Annotated in this window: 19 protein-coding genes; 13 read left to right on the plus strand and 6 right to left on the minus strand. The window is 65.8% G+C overall.

The genetic code is table 11. The features are described 5' to 3' along the window. Position 1: 1 nt before the first annotated feature. Complete coding sequence (locus tag AKG11_RS08820) at positions 2-475, minus strand: Lrp/AsnC family transcriptional regulator (protein ID WP_050743626.1); 474 nt, start codon at positions 473-475, stop codon at positions 2-4. 176 nt (positions 476-651) lie between these two features. Between AKG11_RS08820 and putA the strand changes: the two genes are divergently transcribed. After that, positions 652-4,338: a trifunctional transcriptional regulator/proline dehydrogenase/L-glutamate gamma-semialdehyde dehydrogenase gene (putA, locus tag AKG11_RS08825; RefSeq protein WP_050743808.1), complete on the plus strand. Its 3,687-nt coding sequence runs from the start codon at positions 652-654 to the stop codon at positions 4,336-4,338. 59 nt (positions 4,339-4,397) lie between these two features. On the opposite strand, the gene AKG11_RS08830 is transcribed toward putA, so the two are convergent. Together AKG11_RS08830 and AKG11_RS08835 are read right to left on the minus strand one after the other, a co-directional pair. Continuing rightward, positions 4,398-4,985, minus strand: a complete 588-nt coding sequence (locus tag AKG11_RS08830; protein WP_050743627.1) for a UbiX family flavin prenyltransferase — start codon at positions 4,983-4,985, stop codon at positions 4,398-4,400. Further along, the gene (locus AKG11_RS08835) at positions 4,982-6,493 is read right to left on the minus strand and encodes a UbiD family decarboxylase (RefSeq protein WP_050743628.1); all 1,512 of its coding nucleotides are present in this window, start codon (positions 6,491-6,493) and stop codon (positions 4,982-4,984) included. Before AKG11_RS08835 ends, AKG11_RS08830 begins: the two co-directional genes overlap by 4 nt. A 104-nt stretch (positions 6,494-6,597) precedes the next feature. Between AKG11_RS08835 and AKG11_RS08840 the strand changes: the two genes are divergently transcribed. From AKG11_RS08840 to AKG11_RS08850, 3 genes are read left to right on the plus strand one after another with little or no spacing between them, the layout of a single operon-like run. Next, the gene (locus AKG11_RS08840; RefSeq protein WP_023514985.1) at positions 6,598-7,104 is read left to right on the plus strand and encodes a ubiquinone anaerobic biosynthesis accessory factor UbiT; all 507 of its coding nucleotides are present in this window, start codon (positions 6,598-6,600) and stop codon (positions 7,102-7,104) included. Continuing rightward, positions 7,095-8,072 (plus strand): ubiquinone anaerobic biosynthesis protein UbiU, encoded by a 978-nt coding sequence (locus tag AKG11_RS08845; RefSeq protein ID WP_050743629.1) that lies wholly within the window; start codon positions 7,095-7,097, stop codon positions 8,070-8,072. The genes AKG11_RS08840 and AKG11_RS08845 overlap by 10 nt, the downstream gene beginning before the upstream one ends. A gap of 9 nt (positions 8,073-8,081) precedes the next feature. After that, positions 8,082-9,017, plus strand: coding sequence for a ubiquinone anaerobic biosynthesis protein UbiV (locus AKG11_RS08850; RefSeq protein WP_050743630.1), 936 nt, complete (start codon positions 8,082-8,084; stop codon positions 9,015-9,017). A 6-nt stretch (positions 9,018-9,023) separates the two neighbouring features. Here the strand turns inward: AKG11_RS08850 and AKG11_RS08855 are convergent, their stop codons facing one another. Together AKG11_RS08855 and AKG11_RS35110 are read right to left on the minus strand one after the other, a co-directional pair. Next, positions 9,024-9,485: a hemerythrin domain-containing protein gene (locus AKG11_RS08855; RefSeq protein ID WP_050743631.1), complete on the minus strand. Its 462-nt coding sequence runs from the start codon at positions 9,483-9,485 to the stop codon at positions 9,024-9,026. A gap of 9 nt (positions 9,486-9,494) precedes the next feature. After that, complete coding sequence (locus tag AKG11_RS35110) at positions 9,495-9,650, minus strand: hypothetical protein (RefSeq protein ID WP_088016419.1); 156 nt, start codon at positions 9,648-9,650, stop codon at positions 9,495-9,497. Positions 9,651-9,759: 109 nt separating this feature from the next. Here AKG11_RS35110 and AKG11_RS08860 point away from each other — a divergent pair, with 109 nt between their 5' ends. The 6 genes from AKG11_RS08860 (at position 9,760) to AKG11_RS08885 (ending at position 15,362) form a co-directional block, all read left to right on the plus strand. Then, a complete protein-coding gene (locus AKG11_RS08860) occupies positions 9,760-10,311 on the plus strand; it encodes a cytochrome c oxidase subunit 3 (RefSeq protein ID WP_088016427.1) in 552 nt (183 codons plus the stop codon). 7 nt (positions 10,312-10,318) lie between these two features. Continuing rightward, positions 10,319-10,594, plus strand: a complete 276-nt coding sequence (locus AKG11_RS08865) for a cytochrome C oxidase subunit IV family protein (RefSeq protein ID WP_050743633.1) — start codon at positions 10,319-10,321, stop codon at positions 10,592-10,594. Between the two features lie 155 nt (positions 10,595-10,749). After that, positions 10,750-11,202, plus strand: a complete 453-nt coding sequence (locus tag AKG11_RS08870) for a c-type cytochrome (RefSeq protein ID WP_023514992.1) — start codon at positions 10,750-10,752, stop codon at positions 11,200-11,202. A 27-nt stretch (positions 11,203-11,229) separates the two neighbouring features. Then, entirely contained in the window at positions 11,230-12,576 is a 1,347-nt protein-coding gene (locus AKG11_RS08875) for a nitric-oxide reductase large subunit (protein ID WP_050743634.1), read from the plus strand. A 65-nt stretch (positions 12,577-12,641) separates the two neighbouring features. Beyond that, a complete protein-coding gene (locus AKG11_RS08880; protein WP_050743635.1) occupies positions 12,642-13,454 on the plus strand; it encodes a CbbQ/NirQ/NorQ/GpvN family protein in 813 nt (270 codons plus the stop codon). Between the two features lie 9 nt (positions 13,455-13,463). Next, complete coding sequence (locus AKG11_RS08885; RefSeq protein WP_050743636.1) at positions 13,464-15,362, plus strand: nitric oxide reductase activation protein NorD; 1,899 nt, start codon at positions 13,464-13,466, stop codon at positions 15,360-15,362. 59 nt (positions 15,363-15,421) lie between these two features. Here AKG11_RS08885 and hemN read toward each other — a convergent pair whose 3' ends face one another. Next, the gene (gene hemN, locus AKG11_RS08890) at positions 15,422-16,774 is read right to left on the minus strand and encodes an oxygen-independent coproporphyrinogen III oxidase (protein WP_050743637.1); all 1,353 of its coding nucleotides are present in this window, start codon (positions 16,772-16,774) and stop codon (positions 15,422-15,424) included. Positions 16,775-17,002: 228 nt separating this feature from the next. Between hemN and AKG11_RS08895 the strand changes: the two genes are divergently transcribed. From AKG11_RS08895 to AKG11_RS08905, 3 genes are read left to right on the plus strand one after another with little or no spacing between them, the layout of a single operon-like run. Then, entirely contained in the window at positions 17,003-17,284 is a 282-nt protein-coding gene (locus AKG11_RS08895; protein ID WP_050743638.1) for a DUF2249 domain-containing protein, read from the plus strand. Between the two features lie 33 nt (positions 17,285-17,317). Further along, entirely contained in the window at positions 17,318-18,670 is a 1,353-nt protein-coding gene (locus AKG11_RS08900) for a hypothetical protein (protein WP_050743639.1), read from the plus strand. 3 nt (positions 18,671-18,673) lie between these two features. Further along, positions 18,674-19,207, plus strand: a complete 534-nt coding sequence (locus tag AKG11_RS08905; RefSeq protein WP_050743640.1) for a DUF2249 domain-containing protein — start codon at positions 18,674-18,676, stop codon at positions 19,205-19,207. Position 19,208 lies beyond the last annotated feature (1 nt).

Genomic DNA, 19,208 nt, shown 5'->3' on the forward strand with positions numbered 1-19,208 from the left:
TTCATCGCCCACCTTCCTTGATGGATTCCATGGCGACGGAGGTCGAGGTGCTGGCGACATTCGGCAGGCTCGAGATCTTCTCGCCCAGCACCTCCCGGTAGCGGCGGATATCGGCGGTGCGGATCTTGATCAGATAGTCGAAGCGGCCGGCGATCATGTGGCACTCCTCGACCTCCTTGATCTTGCGCACCGCGCTGTTGAAGGCGTTGAGCGCCGCTTCCTTGGTGTCCGAAAGCTTCACCTCGGCGAAGGCGACATGGTCGAGCCCGAGTTTCTTCGGGTTGAGCACGGCGCGGAAGCTGTCGATATAGCCGTCATTGATCAGGCGTTGCAGACGCAGCGTGCAGGGGGTCTTCGAAAGCCCGACGATTTCGGACATTTCTGTGATGGAAATCCGTGCATTTTCAACGAGAAGATCGAGGATCTTGCGGTCGATCGCGTCTATTTCACTATAGATAGGCTTTATCTTGGACATTAATCTCACTTCTGGCGCGAATATATGGAGATAGATCCTGTTTATGTTCCCATAATGGTGAGAAAATCGCAAGGCAATCGACTATCTTCCGCGCCAGCGCCATGAGGCTGGAATGCATCGGCAAGCGGTGTATCCTCTCCTCGCATCCAGTGGCCGAACCCGAGATGGTGATGGAAATGGTCCAGTCTGCAAACGAACAACAAATCTCCGCTTTCGCTGATTTTGCGCCGCCGATCCGGCCGCAGAGCGAGCTGCGCCAGCGCATCACCGCCGCCTATCGTACGCCGGAAGAGGACGCTGTTCGCCCTCTGCTCGAAAAGGCTACCCTTCCGGCTGATGCAGTCGCGCGCATCCGGGAGACCGCCCGCACGCTGATCGTCGCGCTGCGTGCCAAGCACAAGGGCTCCGGCGTCGAGGGGCTGGTGCACGAATATTCGCTCTCCAGCCAGGAGGGCGTCGCGCTGATGTGCCTTGCCGAGGCGCTGCTACGCATTCCCGACAACGCGACCCGCGACGCGCTGATCCGCGACAAGATTTCGGAAGGTGACTGGAAGTCGCATATGGGGGGCGGTCGTTCGCTCTTCGTCAATGCCGCCACCTGGGGCCTCGTGGTTACGGGCAAGCTGACCTCCACCGTCAATGATCGCGGCCTTTCCGCTGCCCTCACGCGCCTCATCGCCCGTTGCGGCGAGCCTGTCATCCGCCGCGGTGTCGATATGGCCATGCGCATGATGGGCGAGCAGTTCGTCACCGGCGAGACGATCGACGAGGCGCTGCGCAATTCGCGCGCCATGGAGCGCAAGGGCTTCCGCTATTCCTACGACATGCTCGGCGAGGCGGCGACGACGGCCGCGGATGCGGAGCGCTATTATCGCGACTACGAAAACGCCATCCACGCCATCGGCAAGGCCTCGGCCGGCCGCGGTATCTATGAAGGCCCCGGCATCTCGATCAAGCTGTCCGCGCTGCATCCGCGCTATGTGCGCGCCCAGGCAGAGCGGGTGATGGGCGAGCTGCTGCCCAAGGTGAAGGCGCTGGCCGCCATCGCGAAGTCCTACAATATCGGCCTCAACATCGATGCCGAGGAGGCTGACCGGTTGGAGCTGTCGCTCGATCTGCTGGAGGAGCTTTGCCACGATCCGGCCCTCGCAGGCTGGGATGGCGTCGGCTTCGTGGTGCAGGCCTATGGCAAGCGCTGCCCCTTCGTGCTTGATTTCATCATCGATCTTGCCCGACGTTCCAACCGGCGCATCATGGTGCGCCTCGTCAAAGGCGCCTATTGGGACGCCGAGATCAAGCGCGCGCAGCTCGACGGGCTGGAAGAGTTCCCCGTCTTCACGCGGAAAATCCACACGGACATCTCCTACATCGCCTGCGCCCAGAAGCTGCTGGCGGCGAAGGATGTGGTCTTCCCGCAGTTTGCCACGCACAACGCCCAGTCGCTCGCCACGATCTACCAGCTTGCCGGTCCGGATTTCCGCGTCGGCGACTATGAGTTCCAGTGCCTGCACGGCATGGGCGAACCGCTCTATGACGAGGTCGTCGGCCAGGAGAAGCTGAACCGCCCGTGCCGTATTTATGCACCGGTCGGCACGCATGAGACGCTGCTCGCCTATCTCGTCCGCCGCCTGCTGGAAAACGGTGCGAATTCCTCCTTCGTCAACCGCATTGCCGATCCGGCCATCTCGGTCGACGAGCTCATCGCCGATCCGGCGGCCGTGGTGCGCGCCATGCCAGTGCCGGGCGGCAAGCATGACAAGATCGCGCTTCCCGCAGACCTCTACGGCAAGGGCCGCCTGAATTCCGCCGGCCTCGATCTTTCCAACGAGACTGTACTGGCGAGGCTGGCGCAGGACCTTGCGAAGACAGCTGCCGTCGAATGGCAGGCCGTACCTGTCATCGCCGACGGTTCCAGCGAGGGCGAGCGGCGGGCGGTGCTCAATCCGGCCGATCACAGGGACATGGTCGGTACCGTCATCGAGACCACGGATGCAGGCGTCGCGAAGGCCGCGAGGCTTGCACTGGAAGCGGCTCCGGCCTGGGCGGCGGTGCCGCCGCGCGAGCGCGGCGACCGGCTCGATCGCGCCGCCGACCTGATGCAGGCGGAGATCGCGACCCTGATCGGCCTTGCCATCCGCGAGGCGGGCAAGTCCGCCGCCAATGCCATTGCCGAAGTGCGCGAGGCGATCGACTTCCTGCGCTACTATGCCGAACAGGCGCGGCGCACGCTGGGTGCCGGCCATCCGCCGCTCGGCCCCATTGTCTGCATCAGCCCGTGGAACTTCCCGCTGGCGATCTTCTCCGGTCAGATCGCGGCCGCGCTCGTCGCCGGCAACCCGGTGCTGGCAAAGCCGGCGGAGGAAACGCCGCTGATCGCCGCCGAGGCCGTGCGCATTCTGCATGAAGCCGGTATTCCGGTCGGTGCGCTGCAACTGCTGCCGGGCGACGGCCGCGTCGGCGCCGCGCTTGTCGGTGCGCCGGAAACGGCAGGCGTGATGTTCACCGGCTCGACGGAAGTCGCCCGCCTCATCCAGAAGGAACTCTCCGGCCGCCTGTCGGCTGTGGGCAAGCCGATTCCGCTGATCGCCGAGACTGGCGGACAGAATGCGATGATCGTCGATTCCTCGGCGCTCGCCGAACAGGTGGTGTTCGACGTCATCGCCTCGGCCTTCGACAGTGCCGGCCAGCGTTGCTCGGCGCTGCGCGTGCTGTGCCTGCAGGAGGACGTCGCCGATCGTACGCTCACCATGTTGAAGGGCGCGCTTGCCGAACTGAAGATCGGCCGCACAGACAAGCTCAGTGTCGACACCGGCCCGGTCATCACCGCGGAGGCCAAGCAGACGATTGAGGCGCATATCGAGAAAATGCGTGCGCGCGGTCGCAAGATCGAGCAGGTGGCGCTTCCCGCGGAGGCCGCCCTTGGCACCTTCGTTTCGCCCACCATCATCGAGCTGCAGTCGCTTGCCGATCTGGAGCGCGAAGTGTTCGGCCCGGTCCTGCATGTCATCCGCTACAAGCGCGAAGACGTCGACCGCCTGATCGACGACATCAATGCGACGGGTTACGGCCTGACTTTCGGCCTGCACACGCGCCTAGACGAGACGATTGCCCATGTCACCGGCCGTGTGAAGGCTGGCAATATCTACGTCAACCGCAACATCATCGGCGCCATTGTCGGCGTGCAGCCGTTCGGCGGCCGGGGGCTCTCGGGCACCGGGCCCAAGGCCGGCGGCCCTCTCTATATCGGCCGTCTCGTGCAGGTCCCGCCGGTTCCCCCGCAACACAGCTCCGTCCATATCCAGCCGGCAGTGCTCGATTTTGCGCAGTGGCTGCGCGGAAATGGTAAGTCGGAGCTTTCGGATCGAGTGCGGGATCTCGGCAGCAATTCGGCGCTCGGACTGGACCTCGAACTTCCCGGCCCCGTCGGCGAGAAGAACCTTTACGCGCTCCATCCGCGCGGCTGGATCCTTCTCGCGCCGATGACGGAAGAAGGGTTGCTCGCCCAGCTCGGCGCGGTGTTCGCCACGGGCAACAGGGCGGTGATCGATGCCGCTTCCGGGCTCCAGTCCACACTTGCCGGCCTTCCGGCGAGCCTTGCGGCCCTGACTTCCTGGTCGACCGAGTGGGCGGCGGATGGTCCCTATGCGGGTGCGCTCATCGAAGGGGACGGGGAGAGGGTGGTCGATGCCGCCCGCCGCATCGCGGCGCTGCCCGGCCCGCTTGTCCTGACGCAGGCCGCCACCACGGCGGAAATCCGGGCGGGCGCGGAAGCCTATTGCCTCAACTGGCTGCTCGAGGAGGTCTCGACCTCCATCAACACGGCCGCCGCCGGTGGCAATGCGAGCCTGATGAGCATCGGCTAAGGCATCAAAAAACCGGGCTGCTCCTTCGAGCGGCCCGGTTTCATACCTTGCCTTTTCCGTTATCCCGCGCCCTCGGCCCCCTCCCAGGGGCGCGCAAGAGACGGGTGCGGCATTGCCAGAAGATCGATGGCGCGGGCGGCGAGGTGGTCGACGATATCGGCCACGGATTGCGGGCAATGGTAGAAGGCCGGCACCGGGGGCATGACGATGGCACCCATCTCCGTCACGGCGCACATGTTGCGCAGATGGCCGAGATGCAACGGCGTCTCGCGCGCGAGAAGAACGAGCCGGCGGCGTTCCTTCAGTTGCACATCGGCAGCACGGCCGATCAGCGTGTCCGTCCGGCCGGTGGCGATGGCCGAGAGCGTCTGCATGGAGCAGGGCGCGACGATCATGCCGCGGACGGGGAACGAGCCGCTGGCAATCGACGCGCCGATATCGTTTGTCGGATGGTGGCGATGGACGAGCGGCAGCAGGCGTTCCAGCGCGTCCGTGCCGCATTCGAGATCCAGCGTGCGGTGCGCGGCATCGGAGACCACGAGATGGATCTCGACGTCGCCGAGCGCGGCGAGCCGCTCGACGATGCGCACGGCAAGTCCTGCACCGGAGGCGCCGGTTACGCCGACGATCACCCGTTCTAAGCTCATGCAGACGGCTCCGAAAGGCCGAGAGAAGCCCAGAGGTGGTCTACCCTCGCGACGACGTCGGGTGTCATAGTGAGGACCCGCCCCCATTCCCGCTCGCTCTCCGTGCCGATCTTCCGCGTCGCATCCAGCCCGAGCTTGCCGCCGAGGCCGGATTTGGGGGAGGCGAAGTCGAGATAGTCGATCGGCGTGTTTTCCACGAGCATCAGGTCGCGGCCGGCATCGAAGCGGGTGGAGAGCGCCCAGATCACGTCCGGCCAGCTTTTCACGTCGATATCGCCGTCGACGGCGATGATCAGCTTGGTGTAGCTGAACTGCGGCAGCATGGACCAGAGGCCCATCATCACCCGCCGCGCCTGGCCGGGATAGCGCTTGTCGATGGAAACCACCATGGCACGGTAGGAGCAGGCCTCGGGCGGTAGCCACAGGTCGAGGATTTCCGGGAACTGGCGTTTGACCAGCGGCACGAAGAGTTCGTTCATCGCCTCGCCGAGTCTTGACGGCTCGTCCGGCGGCCGGCCGGTATAGGTGGAAAGATAGAGCGGGTCCTTGCGCAGGGTGATCGCCGAAAGCGTCATGACCGGGAAGGGCTCGACGGCATTGTAGTAGCCGGTGTGGTCGCCATAGGGGCCTTCCTCCGCCGTCTCGTCGGCCGAGACTGTGCCTTCGAGCACGATCTCCGCGCTGGCGGGAATGGGCAGCGGCACGGTAAGGCCGCAGGCCGTCTCCTGCCGGCGGCCGCTGAGCGCGCCGGCAAAGCTGAGCTCGCTCATGCCGTCGGGCAGCGGCATGACGGCGGAGAGGATCGTCGCCGGGTCGGCGCCGATGACGACCGCAACCGGCATGTCGCGCCCTGCCGCCTGCCAGAGGCGATGGTGACGCGCGCCGCCGCGATGGGCGAGCCAACGCAGGATGAGCCGGTTCTTGCCGAGCTTCTGCATGCGGTAGATGCCGACATTGATGTCTGCCGGATCGTCCGGTGCCTGCGTGATGACGAGCGGCCAGCTGACGAGGGGGGCGGGTTCGCCCGGCCAGCAGGTCTGGATCGGCAGGCGGTCGAGATCGGCGTCTTCGCCTTGCCAGACGGTCGCCTGACAGGGGGCGCGACGGACCGTGCGCGGGTTCATCGACAGGGCGGCCTTCAGATGCGGCAACTTCTGCCAGGCATCGCGCAGGGAGCGTGGCGGCCTGGGGTCGCGCAGGTCGGCGAGGAAGGCGGCAAGGTGCGGCAGGTCGCCGGCCTCGAGGCCGAAACCCCATTCGATGCGTTCGCGTGTACCGAAAAGATTGGCGAGAAGCGGAATGGGCTGAATGCGGCCCGCGGCATCCACCGGCCGCTCGAAGAGCAGCGCCGGCCCGTCCTCGGCCAAAACGCGGCGATGGATTTCCGTCACCTCGTGGACGAGCGAGACCGGCTCGCGGATGCGCGTCAACCGCGCCCGCCGCTCCAGAAGGGCGACGAAATCCTGAAGACTGTCGAAACGGCGCGGAACGGGGGCATCGGCTTTCATGGTGCTCCCTTGCCGGGGAAAAACGTCACGGTCTTTGTGCTGGCGCAAACTCTTGGCGCCCGAGGCTGCCTAGGGTCCGGCCGTTCGTTTCTGGAAAGTCCTGCATGCCATCGCTTCCGCCCCTTCTCGTCAAACCGGTCGATCTTGCGCCTCTCTGGCTCGTAGAACGGGTGGCGCGCCACCTGTTTTCCGGTGTGCTGAAGGCCCATCCCGATCTCTTCGAACGACTTGGTGAGTATCGCCAGACCCGCTACGGATTCTCGCCGGTCGATCTGCCGCTGCATTTCACTGTCGTGCCTGCCATGAAGGCGCTGGCCGTCTCGCGCGGCGCGGCTCCGCTGGTCGATGCGCGCATCGAGGGGCCGCTGGTGCTGCTTCTCGGCCTGCTCGAAGGTCGCTGCGATGCCGATGCGCTGTTCTTCTCGCGCGACCTTTCGGTCACCGGAGACATGGAGGCGATGCTGGCGCTGCGCAACGCACTCGACGACAGCGCCATCGACCTGCCGCGCGAACTCGGTGCGCTGGCCGGCCCGCTGTCGCCGCTCATCGCCGGCACGGCGCGCTACATTCGCAGCAAGGCGCTCGAAGGAAGGGACGCGACATGGAACTGATCTGCCCCGCTGGCACCCCCGCCGCCTTCCGTGAGGCGGTGGAGGCCGGTGCCGATGCCGTCTATTGCGGCTTTCGCGACGAGACCAATGCCCGCAACTTCCCGGGCCTCAATTTCAGCCGCGAGGAGTTGCGCCAGTCGATCACGCTCGCCCGCTGCAAGCATGTTGAGACCTTCGTCGCGCTCAACACCTTCATGCGCGCGGGTGACGAGGCGCTGTGGTATTCGGCCGCCGATGACGCGGTGGCGATGGGTGCCGATGCGCTGATCCTCGCCGATTTCGGTCTGATGGCCTATGTGGCGGAAAAATATCCGGACCAGCGGCTGCACGTTTCCGTACAGGCCTCCGCCTCGAACCCGGAGGCGATCCGCTTTCTTGTCGAGGCCTTCGGGGCAAAGCGTGTCGTGCTGCCGCGCGTTTTGACCGTGCAGGACATCGCTCGGCTGACGCGCCAGATCGACTGCGAGGTCGAGGTCTTCGCCTTCGGCGGGCTCTGTGTCATGGCGGAGGGGCGATGCTCGCTTTCCTCCTATGCGACGGGAAAATCACCCAACATGAACGGCGTCTGCTCGCCGGCGAGCCATGTGCGCTACCGGCAGGACGGCGCGGACCTCGTCTCCGAGCTCGGCGCCTACACGATCAACCGCTTCGGTCCTGACGAAGCGTCGGGCTATCCGACGCTCTGCAAGGGGCGTTTCGAGATCGGCGATGTCGAGGGCTACGCCTTCGAAGATCCCGTCTCGCTCGATGTCATCGACGAGATCGACGCGCTGCGGGAGGCCGGCGTCTCGGCGCTGAAGATCGAGGGGCGCCAGCGCGGCAAGGCCTATGTCGCCGAGGTGGTGTCGTCGCTCAAGAAGGCGCTCGGTGCATCGTCCGGCGAGCGCGCCGCGCTTGTCGCCCGGCTGCGTGCGATGAGCGAGGGCCAGCGCACGACGACGGGCGCTTATGACAAACGCTGGCGATAGGAGACGATGATGGCGACGACAGGCAAACCGGCGCTGAGCCTCGGGCCGGTCTATTTCCTCTGGGACGGACCGAAATGGCGGGATTTCTACTTCCGTATAGCCGATGAGGCGGCGGTGGAACATGTCACACTCGGTGAGACGGTCTGTTCCAAGCGCCAGCATTTCAGCGAGCCGCATGTCGCCGAGGTCATCGAGCGGCTGGAGGCGGCGGGCAAGCGCGTGACGCTCTCGACGCTCGCCATGGTGACGCTGCCGCGCGAAAGCCGGCATGTGCGCGACCTGATCGCCGATAGCCTGCATCCGGTGGAGGCGAACGATCTTTCCGCGCTCGGCCTTCTCAAGGACCGGCCGCATTCGATCGGCCCGCTGGTCAATGTCTACAATGCGGCGACGGCCCGCACGCTTGCCGCCCGCGGTGCGCAGAACATCTGTCTGCCGCCGGAGCTGCCCGCCGGCTCCATCCGGCAGATGCTGGAGGCCATGCCGGATTTCTCCTTCGAGGTCTTCGCCTTCGGCCGCATGCCACTTGCCATTTCCGCACGCTGCGCCCATGCCCGCTCCAAGGGGCTGACCAAGGACAACTGCCAGTTCGTCTGCGGCGAGGAGCCTGATGGCCTGCCGCTGCGCACGCTCGATCGTCAGTCCTTCCTTGTGCTGAACGGTGTGCAGACCCTGTCGAACAGCTGCGTCGTGCTTGTCGACGATCTTGCGCCGCTCGTCGAGGCGGGCCTGTCGCGCGTGCGGCTCTCGCCGCAGGATTGCGACATGGCGAAGGTTGCGAGCCTTTACCGCGCGGTACTCGACGGCAGGATCGATGGCGAGGAGGCGATTGTAGACCTGGCAAAAGTCTATCCCGGCGTGCGCTTTTCGAACGGTTTCCTGCACCGGCAGGAGGGCGCGGCCTGGGTTTCGCGCGGGCGCAACGCGGCGATGGGGCGGGACTGACGGCCGTCAGGCGAAGACGTCGCGTGCCTCCGCCTTGGCGGCGAGGAGCGTTTCGAGGATCATCTGTTCGGAGAAGACATGTCTGCGCAGGCTTTCCTGGAAGCCGCCTATCATGCGCGACACGGTCTCGGGCGACAGTCCGCAACGACCGTTGGCCACGGCCTTCAGCGTCAGCGCGAGTTCCTCGGCTGCGAGCCGGTCGCAGCGGTGTTCCGCCTTCAGGCGCTCAATCGCCAAGGCGGCGAAACAGGACCCGGCATGGCGATCGAAATCCGGAAAGAGCAGGTGCTCTTCCAGCTCGTGCACGGCCTTGAGCGCGGGTGGAATGGCCTCGGCAAGCGCCTGAAGTTCACTGGCGGTGCCCGGCTCGCTTGCGGCCTCTTCAAGGCGCAGGCAGATACCGAGCAGGGCCTGATGAAGCGTTTCCAGCCGGCCGATGTCGGCGGCGTTGAGCGTCGGTTCGTCCATCGCCGCCTCCTACTGGCCGAAGAAGAGCACGGCTGCGATGACCACTGAGGCACTGACGGCAGAGAGCGTTCCCGCGCCCTGCAGCACGCCCATGCGGTAGAGCATCAGGGCGAAGCCGGCGATAATCGGAGCGGCGATGAGGAGACCGAACTGTGCATCCGTCATGGGAAGGTCCTTTCTGTTGCCGCCATCATGCGGCGCCCGGCATCGCCGCTCTTTGCGCCGGCGCAAAGAAGCCCGCGGCTTCATGAGCTAGGGCTGGCTCATGGCGACAATGGACGATATGCGCACGGCGATTGCGGAGACGGAGAGCGGGGAGGGCGATTGCCTTCTTCTCTGGATCCTGGTGTGGAGCGAACTTGCGGCCTTCGGCGCGCTGCTCGTCGCTTTCATGGTGCTGACGCTGGTGGATGTCGGAAATGCGTCACTCCTGCGGGCGCATCTCCATCCCGGCCTTGCCGCGCTCAACACGGTTCTCCTCGTCCTCAGCGGCTGGCAGGCGGCGCTGGCAGTGCGCCGCGGCGCGGACCTTTCGGGCGTTCGCCGTTCTCTCGTCCTTGCAGGCCTCCTTGGCCTCGTCTTCGCGGCGGTGAAACTCACTGAATATGGGATCGAGGTCCGCTCCGGCATCGGCGCAGCCGGCACGCTGGCCGAACTCTATTTTCTCGTCACCGGCTTTCATCTGCTGCATGTCGTCTTCGGCGCGGTCGTCCTCTTCCTCGTCGCCTGGCGCCCGTCGCGCGGCAATGTCGTGATGATCGCGACGCTGTGGCATGCGATCGACCTGGTCTGGCTCGTGATGTTCCCGATCGTCTATCTCACCTGAGACCGCCATGACCCGACAGGCCCGCGAACAGTTCATCGCCACCCTTGCCATGCTGCTGACGCTCGCCGTCGGTGGCGCCCTTGTGGGCGGCCTCAGCGGCGGCCTTCTCGTGCCGATTGCCGCTGTTCTGGTCATGGCCTATGCCAAGGGCCGTTTCGTCATCCTCGATTTCATGGAATTGCGCACCAGCCGCAGCGCACTGCGGCCTGCCCTCCTCGCCTGGCCGGCGCTGCTTCTGTCGCTGGCGCTTGCCCGTTCGGTCGTCGTCGCGTTTATCGGCTGACGAACCGCCTGGCTCTTTGCCAATGCGCAAAGAAGGCTTTTTTCCTCCCGCTAGAACGAAGACGTCCCGCAGTGTCGGCGAGGGGATCGCCGGCAGAAAGTCGGCGGGGGTTTTCGCCGGGGCCATGGGGTTTCCGGCAAGGAAAGGACCATGGGATGGCAGAGCGCCTTACCAAGACCGGGGCCCGCAACGTCTTCTATGGCGGGTCCATCTTCTTCTTCGCGATCTTCGTGGGGCTGACGGCCCACTCGCACTATTTCATACGAACGACCTCCACCGACGAGACGACGCTGACCGACAGCGTGGCGCGCGGCAAGCACGTCTGGGAGAAGAACGCCTGTATCAACTGCCACACGCTGCTGGGTGAAGGCGCCTATTTCGCGCCCGAACTCGGCAATGTGTGGAAGCGCTACGGCGGCGTCGACGACCCTGAAGGTGCGCGCGAAGCGCTGAAAGCCTGGATGGCCGCGCAGCCGAGCGGGGCGGAAGGCCGGCGGCAGATGCCGCAGTTCAACCTCACCGAACAGGAACTCAACGATCTGGCCGACTTCCTCGAATGGACGAGCCGCATCTTGACCCAGAACTGGCCGCCGAACGACGCCGGTTGAGCGACACGCGTTTCAGGAGAAAAAAAGATGAAATATCAAACGCAAAAGGTCGCGATGCTGTACTTCTACGGCGCGCTTGGCCTCTTCCTCGCCCAGGTTCTCTTCGGCGTCGTGGCCGGCACGATCTACGTGCTGCCGAACGTGCTGTCCGAGCTTCTGCCCTTCAACATCGTGCGCATGATCCACACCAATGCGCTTGTCGTCTGGTTGCTCATGGGCTTCATGGGTGCGACCTACTACATGATCCCGGAGGAGACCGAGACGGAGCTTTACAGCCCCAAACTCGCCGTCCTCCAGTTCTGGATGTTCTTCGTGGCGGCAGGGCTGACGGTCGTCGGCTACATGTTCCGCATCCATGAGGGCCGCGAATTCCTCGAGCAGACCTTCATCGCCAAGGTCGGTATCGTCGTCGTCGTGCTGATGTTCCTCTTCAATATCACCATGACGGCGCTGAAGGGTCGCAAGACCACGGTCATCAACATCCTGCTGTTCGGCCTGTGGGGCCTTGCCCTCTTCTTCCTCTTCGCTTTCTACAACCCGATCAACCTCGCGCTCGACAAGATGTACTGGTGGTACGTCATCCACCTGTGGGTCGAGGGTGTCTGGGAGCTGATCATGGCCTCCGTGCTCGCCTTCCTGATGATCAAGCTCAATGGCATCGACCGCGAGGTCGTGGAAAAGTGGCTCTATGTCATCGTCGGCCTCGCCCTCTTCTCGGGCATCCTCGGCACGGGTCACCATTACTACTGGATCGGCGCGCCAGGCTACTGGCAGTGGATCGGCTCGCTGTTCTCGACGCTGGAAGTGGCGCCCTTCTTCACCATGGTCATCTTCACCTTCGTGATGACCTGGAAGGCCGGCCGCAACCATCCGAACAAGGCGGCGCTGCTGTGGTCGATCGGCTGCTCGGTCATGGCCTTCTTCGGCGCGGGTGTCTGGGGCTTCCTGCACACGCTGTCGTCGGTGAACTACTACACCCACGGCACGCAGGTCACCGCCGCGCACGGGCACCTCGCCTTCTTCGGTGCCTATGTCATGCTGAACCTTGCCATGATGGCCTATGCGATCCCGGAGATCCGCGGCCGGGCGCCGTTCAACCAGTGGCTCTCGATCGCCAGCTTCTGGATCATGTGCACGGCCATGTCGGTGATGACCTTCGCGCTCACCTTTGCCGGCGTCGTGCAGGTCCACCTGCAGCGCGTGCTCGGCGAGGGCTTCATGGACGTCCAGGACCAGCTTGCGCTGTTCTACTGGGTCCGCCTCGGCTCGGGCGTCGTCGTGCTCGTCTCGGCGCTGATGTTCATCTGGGCGGTGCTCGTGCCAGGCCGGGAGCGTAGCGACAGCCTCACCCGCATGGTCCAACCGGCCGAGTGAGTGCTGGCCGGTCCCGTCATCCCACGGGGCCGGCACCTTTTCCCGACAGTTTCTTGGAGATCAGAATGAACGTCCTGCTCAAGGATACGCCCCGTCCCGTTTCGGAGATCCCGGCCTACAGCCCCTCCGGCAATGAATGCGCCCTGTTCGAGACGGCCTGGACGCGTCAGCTTCCGCTGCTCCTGAAGGGGCCGACCGGCTGCGGCAAGACCCGCTTCGTCAGCCATATGGCGGCAAGGCTTGGCCTGCCGCTCTCCACCGTCTCCTGCCATGACGACCTTTCGGCCGCCGACCTCACTGGCCGCTACCTGCTGAAGGGTGGCGATACGGTCTGGGTGGACGGGCCCCTGACCCGCGCGGTGCGCCAGGGCGGCGTGTGTTATCTCGACGAGATCGTCGAGGCGCGCAAGGACGTTGCCGTCGTGCTGCATCCGCTTACCGACGACCGGCGCATCCTGCCGCTGGAGCGCACCGGCGAGGTACTGGAGGCGCCGTCCGGCTTCATGCTCGTCGTCTCCTACAATCCCGGTTACCAGAATCTCCTGAAGGCGCTGAAACCCTCCACGCGCCAGCGCTTCGTCGCCATCGAGTTCGATTTTCTGCCGAAGCCCCAGGAAATCGTCGTCGTCGCCACGGAAAGCGGGCTGGACGAAGCGCAGGTCGCGCCGCTCGTCGAACTGGCGCATCGGCTGCGGGCTCTCAAGGGTCACGACCTGGAAGAGGGCGTTTCCACCCGTCTCCTCGTCTACTGCGCCTGCCTCATCGACAGCGGCATGACCATGCGCGAGGCGGTGCGAGCGGCGATGGTCGAGCCGCTGACCGACGAGCCGGATGTCCGCGTCGCCCTTCTTGAAATCGCCGATGCGATGATCCGCTGAGGAACCGCCATGCTGGATTTCCTGGAGCTTGAGGAAACGGTCGGCCGGGCCTGGCACCGGCTCGTCGGCAAGACCGGCACCTGGCCGCGCTATCCGGAGCATGCCGTGCGGCTGGAGGATGTCCGGCCGGTGCTCGCCGTATGCTTCCGCGGTTTCGGCGGCGAGGGGGCGGTGCAGATCGCGCCCGCCCGGGGGCGCACCTCGGCGCATCGCCTCCGGTTGCGCCAGCGTATGGGGCTCGGCGAGGAAAAGCTGGTGCAGCCCGGCCGCGACCATGCGGCCTTGATGCTGCCCGGCGCGATCGACCTCTTCGCCGATCGCGGCCTTAACCGGGACCTCTATGTCTGGCTCGCTGCGGCGATGGCGGTGATGCCGCTGGATCCGGTCACGGAGAGTGATCCGCTCCAGCGCGACCTTGCTGTTCTCCAGCGGGCGGAGGCGACGGTGAAGGCGGTGCTCTTGGCCTTTCCGGGTCTTGCGCGGCGTTACGGGCGGCTTTCGGCCGCCGTGCTGGACGCGCGTCGCAGCCGGCCGCTGCCCTCCATCGAGCGGCATGTGGAGAGCCGTATCCTCAGCCTTCTGAGGAAGGGCGCCGGTCTTGCGGACGATACGCTGCCGGTCATCTTCCCGCACCGCGCACCGGCCGGCTACCTGCCGATGCTGCCGGTTCCGCTGTGGCCGGATGCGCTTCTGCGCGAAGAGGGCGAGGGGCGTGGCGAGGAGGATCAGCCCGCGACGGGCGGCACGCCCGAGACGCCGGAGACCGGTCGCCATGTCGCGCTGCGCGAAAAGGCCGAGAACCGTAAGAACGAGCGCAGCCCCTTTATCCTCAACCGCTTCGAGAAGATCCTCGCCATGGCGGAGATGGTCAATGTCGACCGTCCCGGCGATGACAGCGACGACCACGATTCGAGTGCTGCCGACGAGCTGGACGACATGACGCTCGGCGAGCGCAAGGGCCGACCTTCCGCCCGCTTCCATTTCGATCTCGACCTGCCGCCGGAAGCGCTCGACCGTACGCGCCTGACTGGCGAACACACCTATCCCGAATGGGATTTCCGTACGGGCACCTATCTGCCGGATCATTGCCGTGTGGTTGCCTCTCCGGCGCCGGATATGGCCGCCGTGCCCGAGGCCGATGCGGACACGAAGAGCCTGATCCGCCGCGTGCGCCGGCAGTTCGAGGTGCTGCGGCCGCGCCATGAAATGCTGCGCGCGCAGCTCGACGGGGTGGAACTCGACCTTGACGCCGTGGTGCGCGCCCGGTGCGACCTTGCCGCCGGCGGACAGGGCAGCGACCGCATCCACCTGATGAGCCGGCCGCAGGCGCATGATCTTGCCGTCACCATCCTCGTCGATGTCTCGCTTTCGACGGACGCCTGGTTCGACAACCGCCGGGTGCTCGACGTGGAGAAGGAGGCGTTGCTGGTTCTCGCGCACGGTCTTGCGGCCTGTGGCGACAGCCATTCGATCCTCACCTTCACCTCGCGCCGCCGCTCCTGGGTGCGGGTCGAGACGGTCAAGGATTTCGGCGAGACGATGAACCACGCCGTGGAGGCGCGCATCGCGGCGCTGAAGCCGGGCTTCTATACCCGGATCGGCCCGGCGATCCGCCATGCGGCGGCAAAGCTGCGCGAGCAGCCGAACCGCCGAAAGCTCCTCCTGCTGCTCACCGACGGCAAGCCGAACGACGTCGACCACTATGAGGGCCGCTTCGCGCTGGAGGACAGCCGCCGGGCGGTGAACGAGGCGCGACGCACCGGCGTCAGCGTGTTCGGGGTGACGGTCGACCGGGAGGCACAGGCCTATGTGCCGGCGATCTTCGGCCGCAACGGCTATGCCATCGTCAGCAATATCGCCCGGCTGCCTGCGGCGCTGCCGGCGATTTATCGCGGTCTTGTCGGATAGAGGCGCAAGATCGGCGAGGAAGGGCCCGGCATGCCGCACCATGCCGGGCCCTTTTTGTCTCAAGCTGCTTTGCTGTGCGTGCGGGCCGACTGGTCGATATAGGCGTCGAAGGCGGCGGCGACCGCACGGATGATGAAGCGATGGTCCTGTCGCACGGTGACGGTGCCGCCGCGGATATCGATCGCGCAATCCTCCTTCAGCGCCGCCAGCCGGGCATTGCCGTCGAGAAGCGGGGCCGAGTCGAAACCGTGCCGCGCGGCGATGCCCGTCACGTCGACGCGGAAATCGCACATCAGGCGCTCGATGATCTCGGCGCGCAGCCGGTCCTCCGCCGTCAGCCGGTAGCCCTTGGCGGTGGCGAGGCGGCCGGAGGCGATGCGCTGGGCGTAGAGGCCGGGCGGCACCTCGTTCTGCACATAACCGTCCGCTGTGCGACCGATCGACGAGGCGCCGAAGCCGATGAGGGTGGTGCAGGCATCCGTCGTATAGCCCTGGAAATTGCGGCGTAGCCGGCCGCGCTTGGCGGCAAGGGCGAGGCTATCGTCCGGCAGGGCATAGTGGTCGAGGCCGATACGGACATAACCGGTGCCGGCAAGCGTTTCGGCGATCGCCTCGGCCTGCTCGCTGCGCATGGCGGCGTCGGGCAGCGCCCGTTCGTCGATCAGCCGCTGGTGTTTCTTGAAGGAGGGGATATGCGCATAGCCGAAGACGGCGAAACGCTCCGGCCGCATGCGGATCGCCGCTTGGGCCGTCTCGATGCAGGAAGCCACCGTCTGGTGCGGCAGGCCGTAGATGAGGTCGAAATTGATGCCGGTGATGCCGGCCTTGCGCAGTCTTGTTGCGGCTTCGGCCGTCTGCGCCTCGCTCTGGATGCGGTTGATCGCCTTCTGCACGACGGGGTCGAAGCTCTGCACGCCGAGGCTCGCGCGGGTGACGCCCGCCTCGCCGAGCGCCGTCGCCATCTCGGCGGTGAGGGTGCGCGGGTCGATCTCGACGGCGATTTCCGCGCCGGCGGCGAAGGCGAAGCGGGCGCGCAGAAGGCCGATCAGGTCGCGGAATTCCTCCGGCTGCATGATGGTGGGCGTGCCGCCGCCGAAGTGGACGTGGCGGATGTTCGGCCGACCACCGACCGTCCTGGAGACGAGGTCGATCTCCTTGCGGAGCATGTCGATGTAGTCGAGAATCGGTTCGTCGCGCTGGGTGATTGCCGTGTGACAGCCGCAGTACCAGCACATGGAGCGGCAGAACGGGATGTGCAGGTAGAGCGAGGCATCGGTGCCGGGCTTGATGGCGGCAAGCCAGTCGCTGTGGGTGCCGGCACCGACCGTAGGCGAAAAGCCCGGAGCCGTCGGATAGCTCGTATAGCGCGGTAGCCGCGCTTCGCCGTATTTTTCGATCAGGGCCTGTTGCATGGCGCTTTCCTTTGTCCGGAATGGATGGTGGCAGGAGCCTAGGGGCCAGACGGGAGTGCTTCTTTGCGAAAAGCCAAGCAGCAGGGCATCGCGGTCGCGTATTTCCGGAATTGTTTGCGCAACGTCAAAGTGGTGGGCCGGCCGCGGGGTTAGCGTCGGCTGGTTCCGGTCGGTCGAGCCGTGCCTTCCGGAACGAGATTCGGAACGGCCGGGACGGAACAGAAAACCATGTCAGACGACGACCAGGCCAAGCCCTCCATCGATGTCCGCACCATTGCCCCGCGCGAGCGTCATCCGCGGATTTTTGGCATGCTCGGCGCGCTGCTTCCGGGCAAATCGATACTGATCACCAGCGATCATGACCCGCGGCCGCTGCACTACCAGTTGGAGACGAATTTTCCGGGGCAGTTCGGCTGGGACTATCTCGAACAGGGGCCGGAGGTCTGGCGCGTCGAGATCGACCGGATCGAGGACCGTGGCTGCGATTGCTGCTGCGGCTCGGACCACTAGGCGGCAGACGGTGTACGGCGAAAGGGAAACCACATGCAGGGTGCAACGCTCTCCCGCTGGACCATGTCCTATTTCGCCCTGGCCTGCCTGATGCTCGTTGCGGGACAGGGCCTGATGCTGGCGGGCTACGGTTATCCGGGCGCTGCCGTCAGTGCGCCGGAAACCCTGGTGCTCGTGCATGTCCTCGCCATCGGCTGGCTGAGCCTCCTGATGGCGGGCGCGCTCCTGCAATTCGTGCCGGTGCTGATCGCCCGTCCGCTGGTCGGCGGGCGGTTTGCGGCGCCCGCTCTGCTGCTGCTTGTCGCCGGGCTCTGCGCGCTGGTCGGCGGTTTCGTGGCGCTGTCCGGCGCCATCGACCTGCCGCTTGCCCTTCTGCCGTTGGGGGGCGGATTGCTGCTGGCCGGTTTCGTTCTTCTCGCCGCCATCCTGGCCGCCACGCTTCTTGCGGCGCGGCCCTTGCCGCTACCTGCGCGCTTCGTCGCCGTCGGGCTGGCGGCGCTCATTGGGGCGGCGCTTGCCGGCTTCGCCTTCACGTTGGCTCTTTCCGGCACCAGTGACAATCTCTTGCTTGTCCGGCTCGTCGCCGATGGCGTGGATCTGCATGCGGCGCTTGGCCTTGGCGGCTGGCTGAGCGTTACCGCGGTCGGCGTCAGCTACCGACTGCTTGCCATGTTCCTTTTGGCGCCAGAGACGGAGCGGCTGACGAGCCGCATCGTCTGGTGGGCGGCAAGCCTTGCCATCGGGCTTGTCGCGGCCGGCATTCCCGTCGCCCTTGTTGCCGCCCCCGGCGCGACGGTGCTCTTTGCCGTCGCCCTCCTCCTGACGCTTGCCGCGGTGCTGCTCTATGGCGGCGATGTCGTGCATCTCTACCGGACGCGCAAGCGCAGGCAGGCGGAGCTGAACATCCGGGCGACATTCGCGGCCTTTGGTGCACTTGTGCTGTCCGTCGCCCTCGTCAACCTGCCGGCCGTCCGGGCGGGCGGGGGGCTTGCAGCGGCCGTCTACCTCTTCGTCTTCGGCTGGCTGACGGGGCTGGGGCTTGCCCAGCTCTACAAGATCGTCGCCTTCCTGACATGGTTGGAGGCCTATGGGCCGGTGCTGGGCCGTGCCCCGGTGCCGCGCGTGCAGGATCTTGTCGATGAACGGCGCGGGCGTGTCCTGTTCTGGTTCTACTACGGCGCGGTTGCAGCGGCCACGCTCGCACTTTTCGCGGAGGCTTCCGGTGCTTTCCGATGGGCGGTCCTCGTGCAACTGGCAGCGACGCTGGGGCTGATCGGAGAATTCATTCGCGCGCGCCGGCTTTGTGTCGTGCCGCAGGCGCTGCGAGTGCCGGCCGGCATGGTGCGCCCCCATCTCTTCCTGCCTTTACCTGTTTCAAGGAGATAACTGATGTCCGACGTTTCAAACGCCACTGCCCCCAAGACCCTCGATGTGCGGCCGATCCTGGAAAGCGGCGGCGAGCCGTTCCAGGCGATCATGGAGGCGGTGCAGTCGCTCGGCCCCGGGCAGGGGCTCCGGCTCTTCGCCACCTTCCGCCCACAACCGCTGTTCCGCGTCATGGCAAGCCGCGGTTTCGACCACGATGCCCATGAGATCGAGGGCGGCGATTGGGAGGTCCTCTTCACGCCGCAGCAGGTGACGGCGCCCGTCGAAACCTCCGGCGATGCGGACCGTCCGGAAGCCTGGCCCGATCCCTCCCTCCATCTCGACCTCAGCGACCTAGACCCGCCCGAGCCCATGGTCCGTATCCTTGCAGCGGCCGAGACGCTGGAGCCGGGAGAGGTTCTCTTCGCGCTCCTGTCCCGCGAGCCGCTGTTCCTGTTCCCCGAACTGACGAAGCGTGGCCACCAGTGGGCCGGCAATTTCGACGAGACGGGTTCGGCCTACCGCATTCTCGTGCGGATCGGCCGGGCGAGGGGGTGAT

This window comes from Shinella sp. SUS2 (assembly GCF_001262505.1).
GTDB lineage: Bacteria > Pseudomonadota > Alphaproteobacteria > Rhizobiales > Rhizobiaceae > Shinella.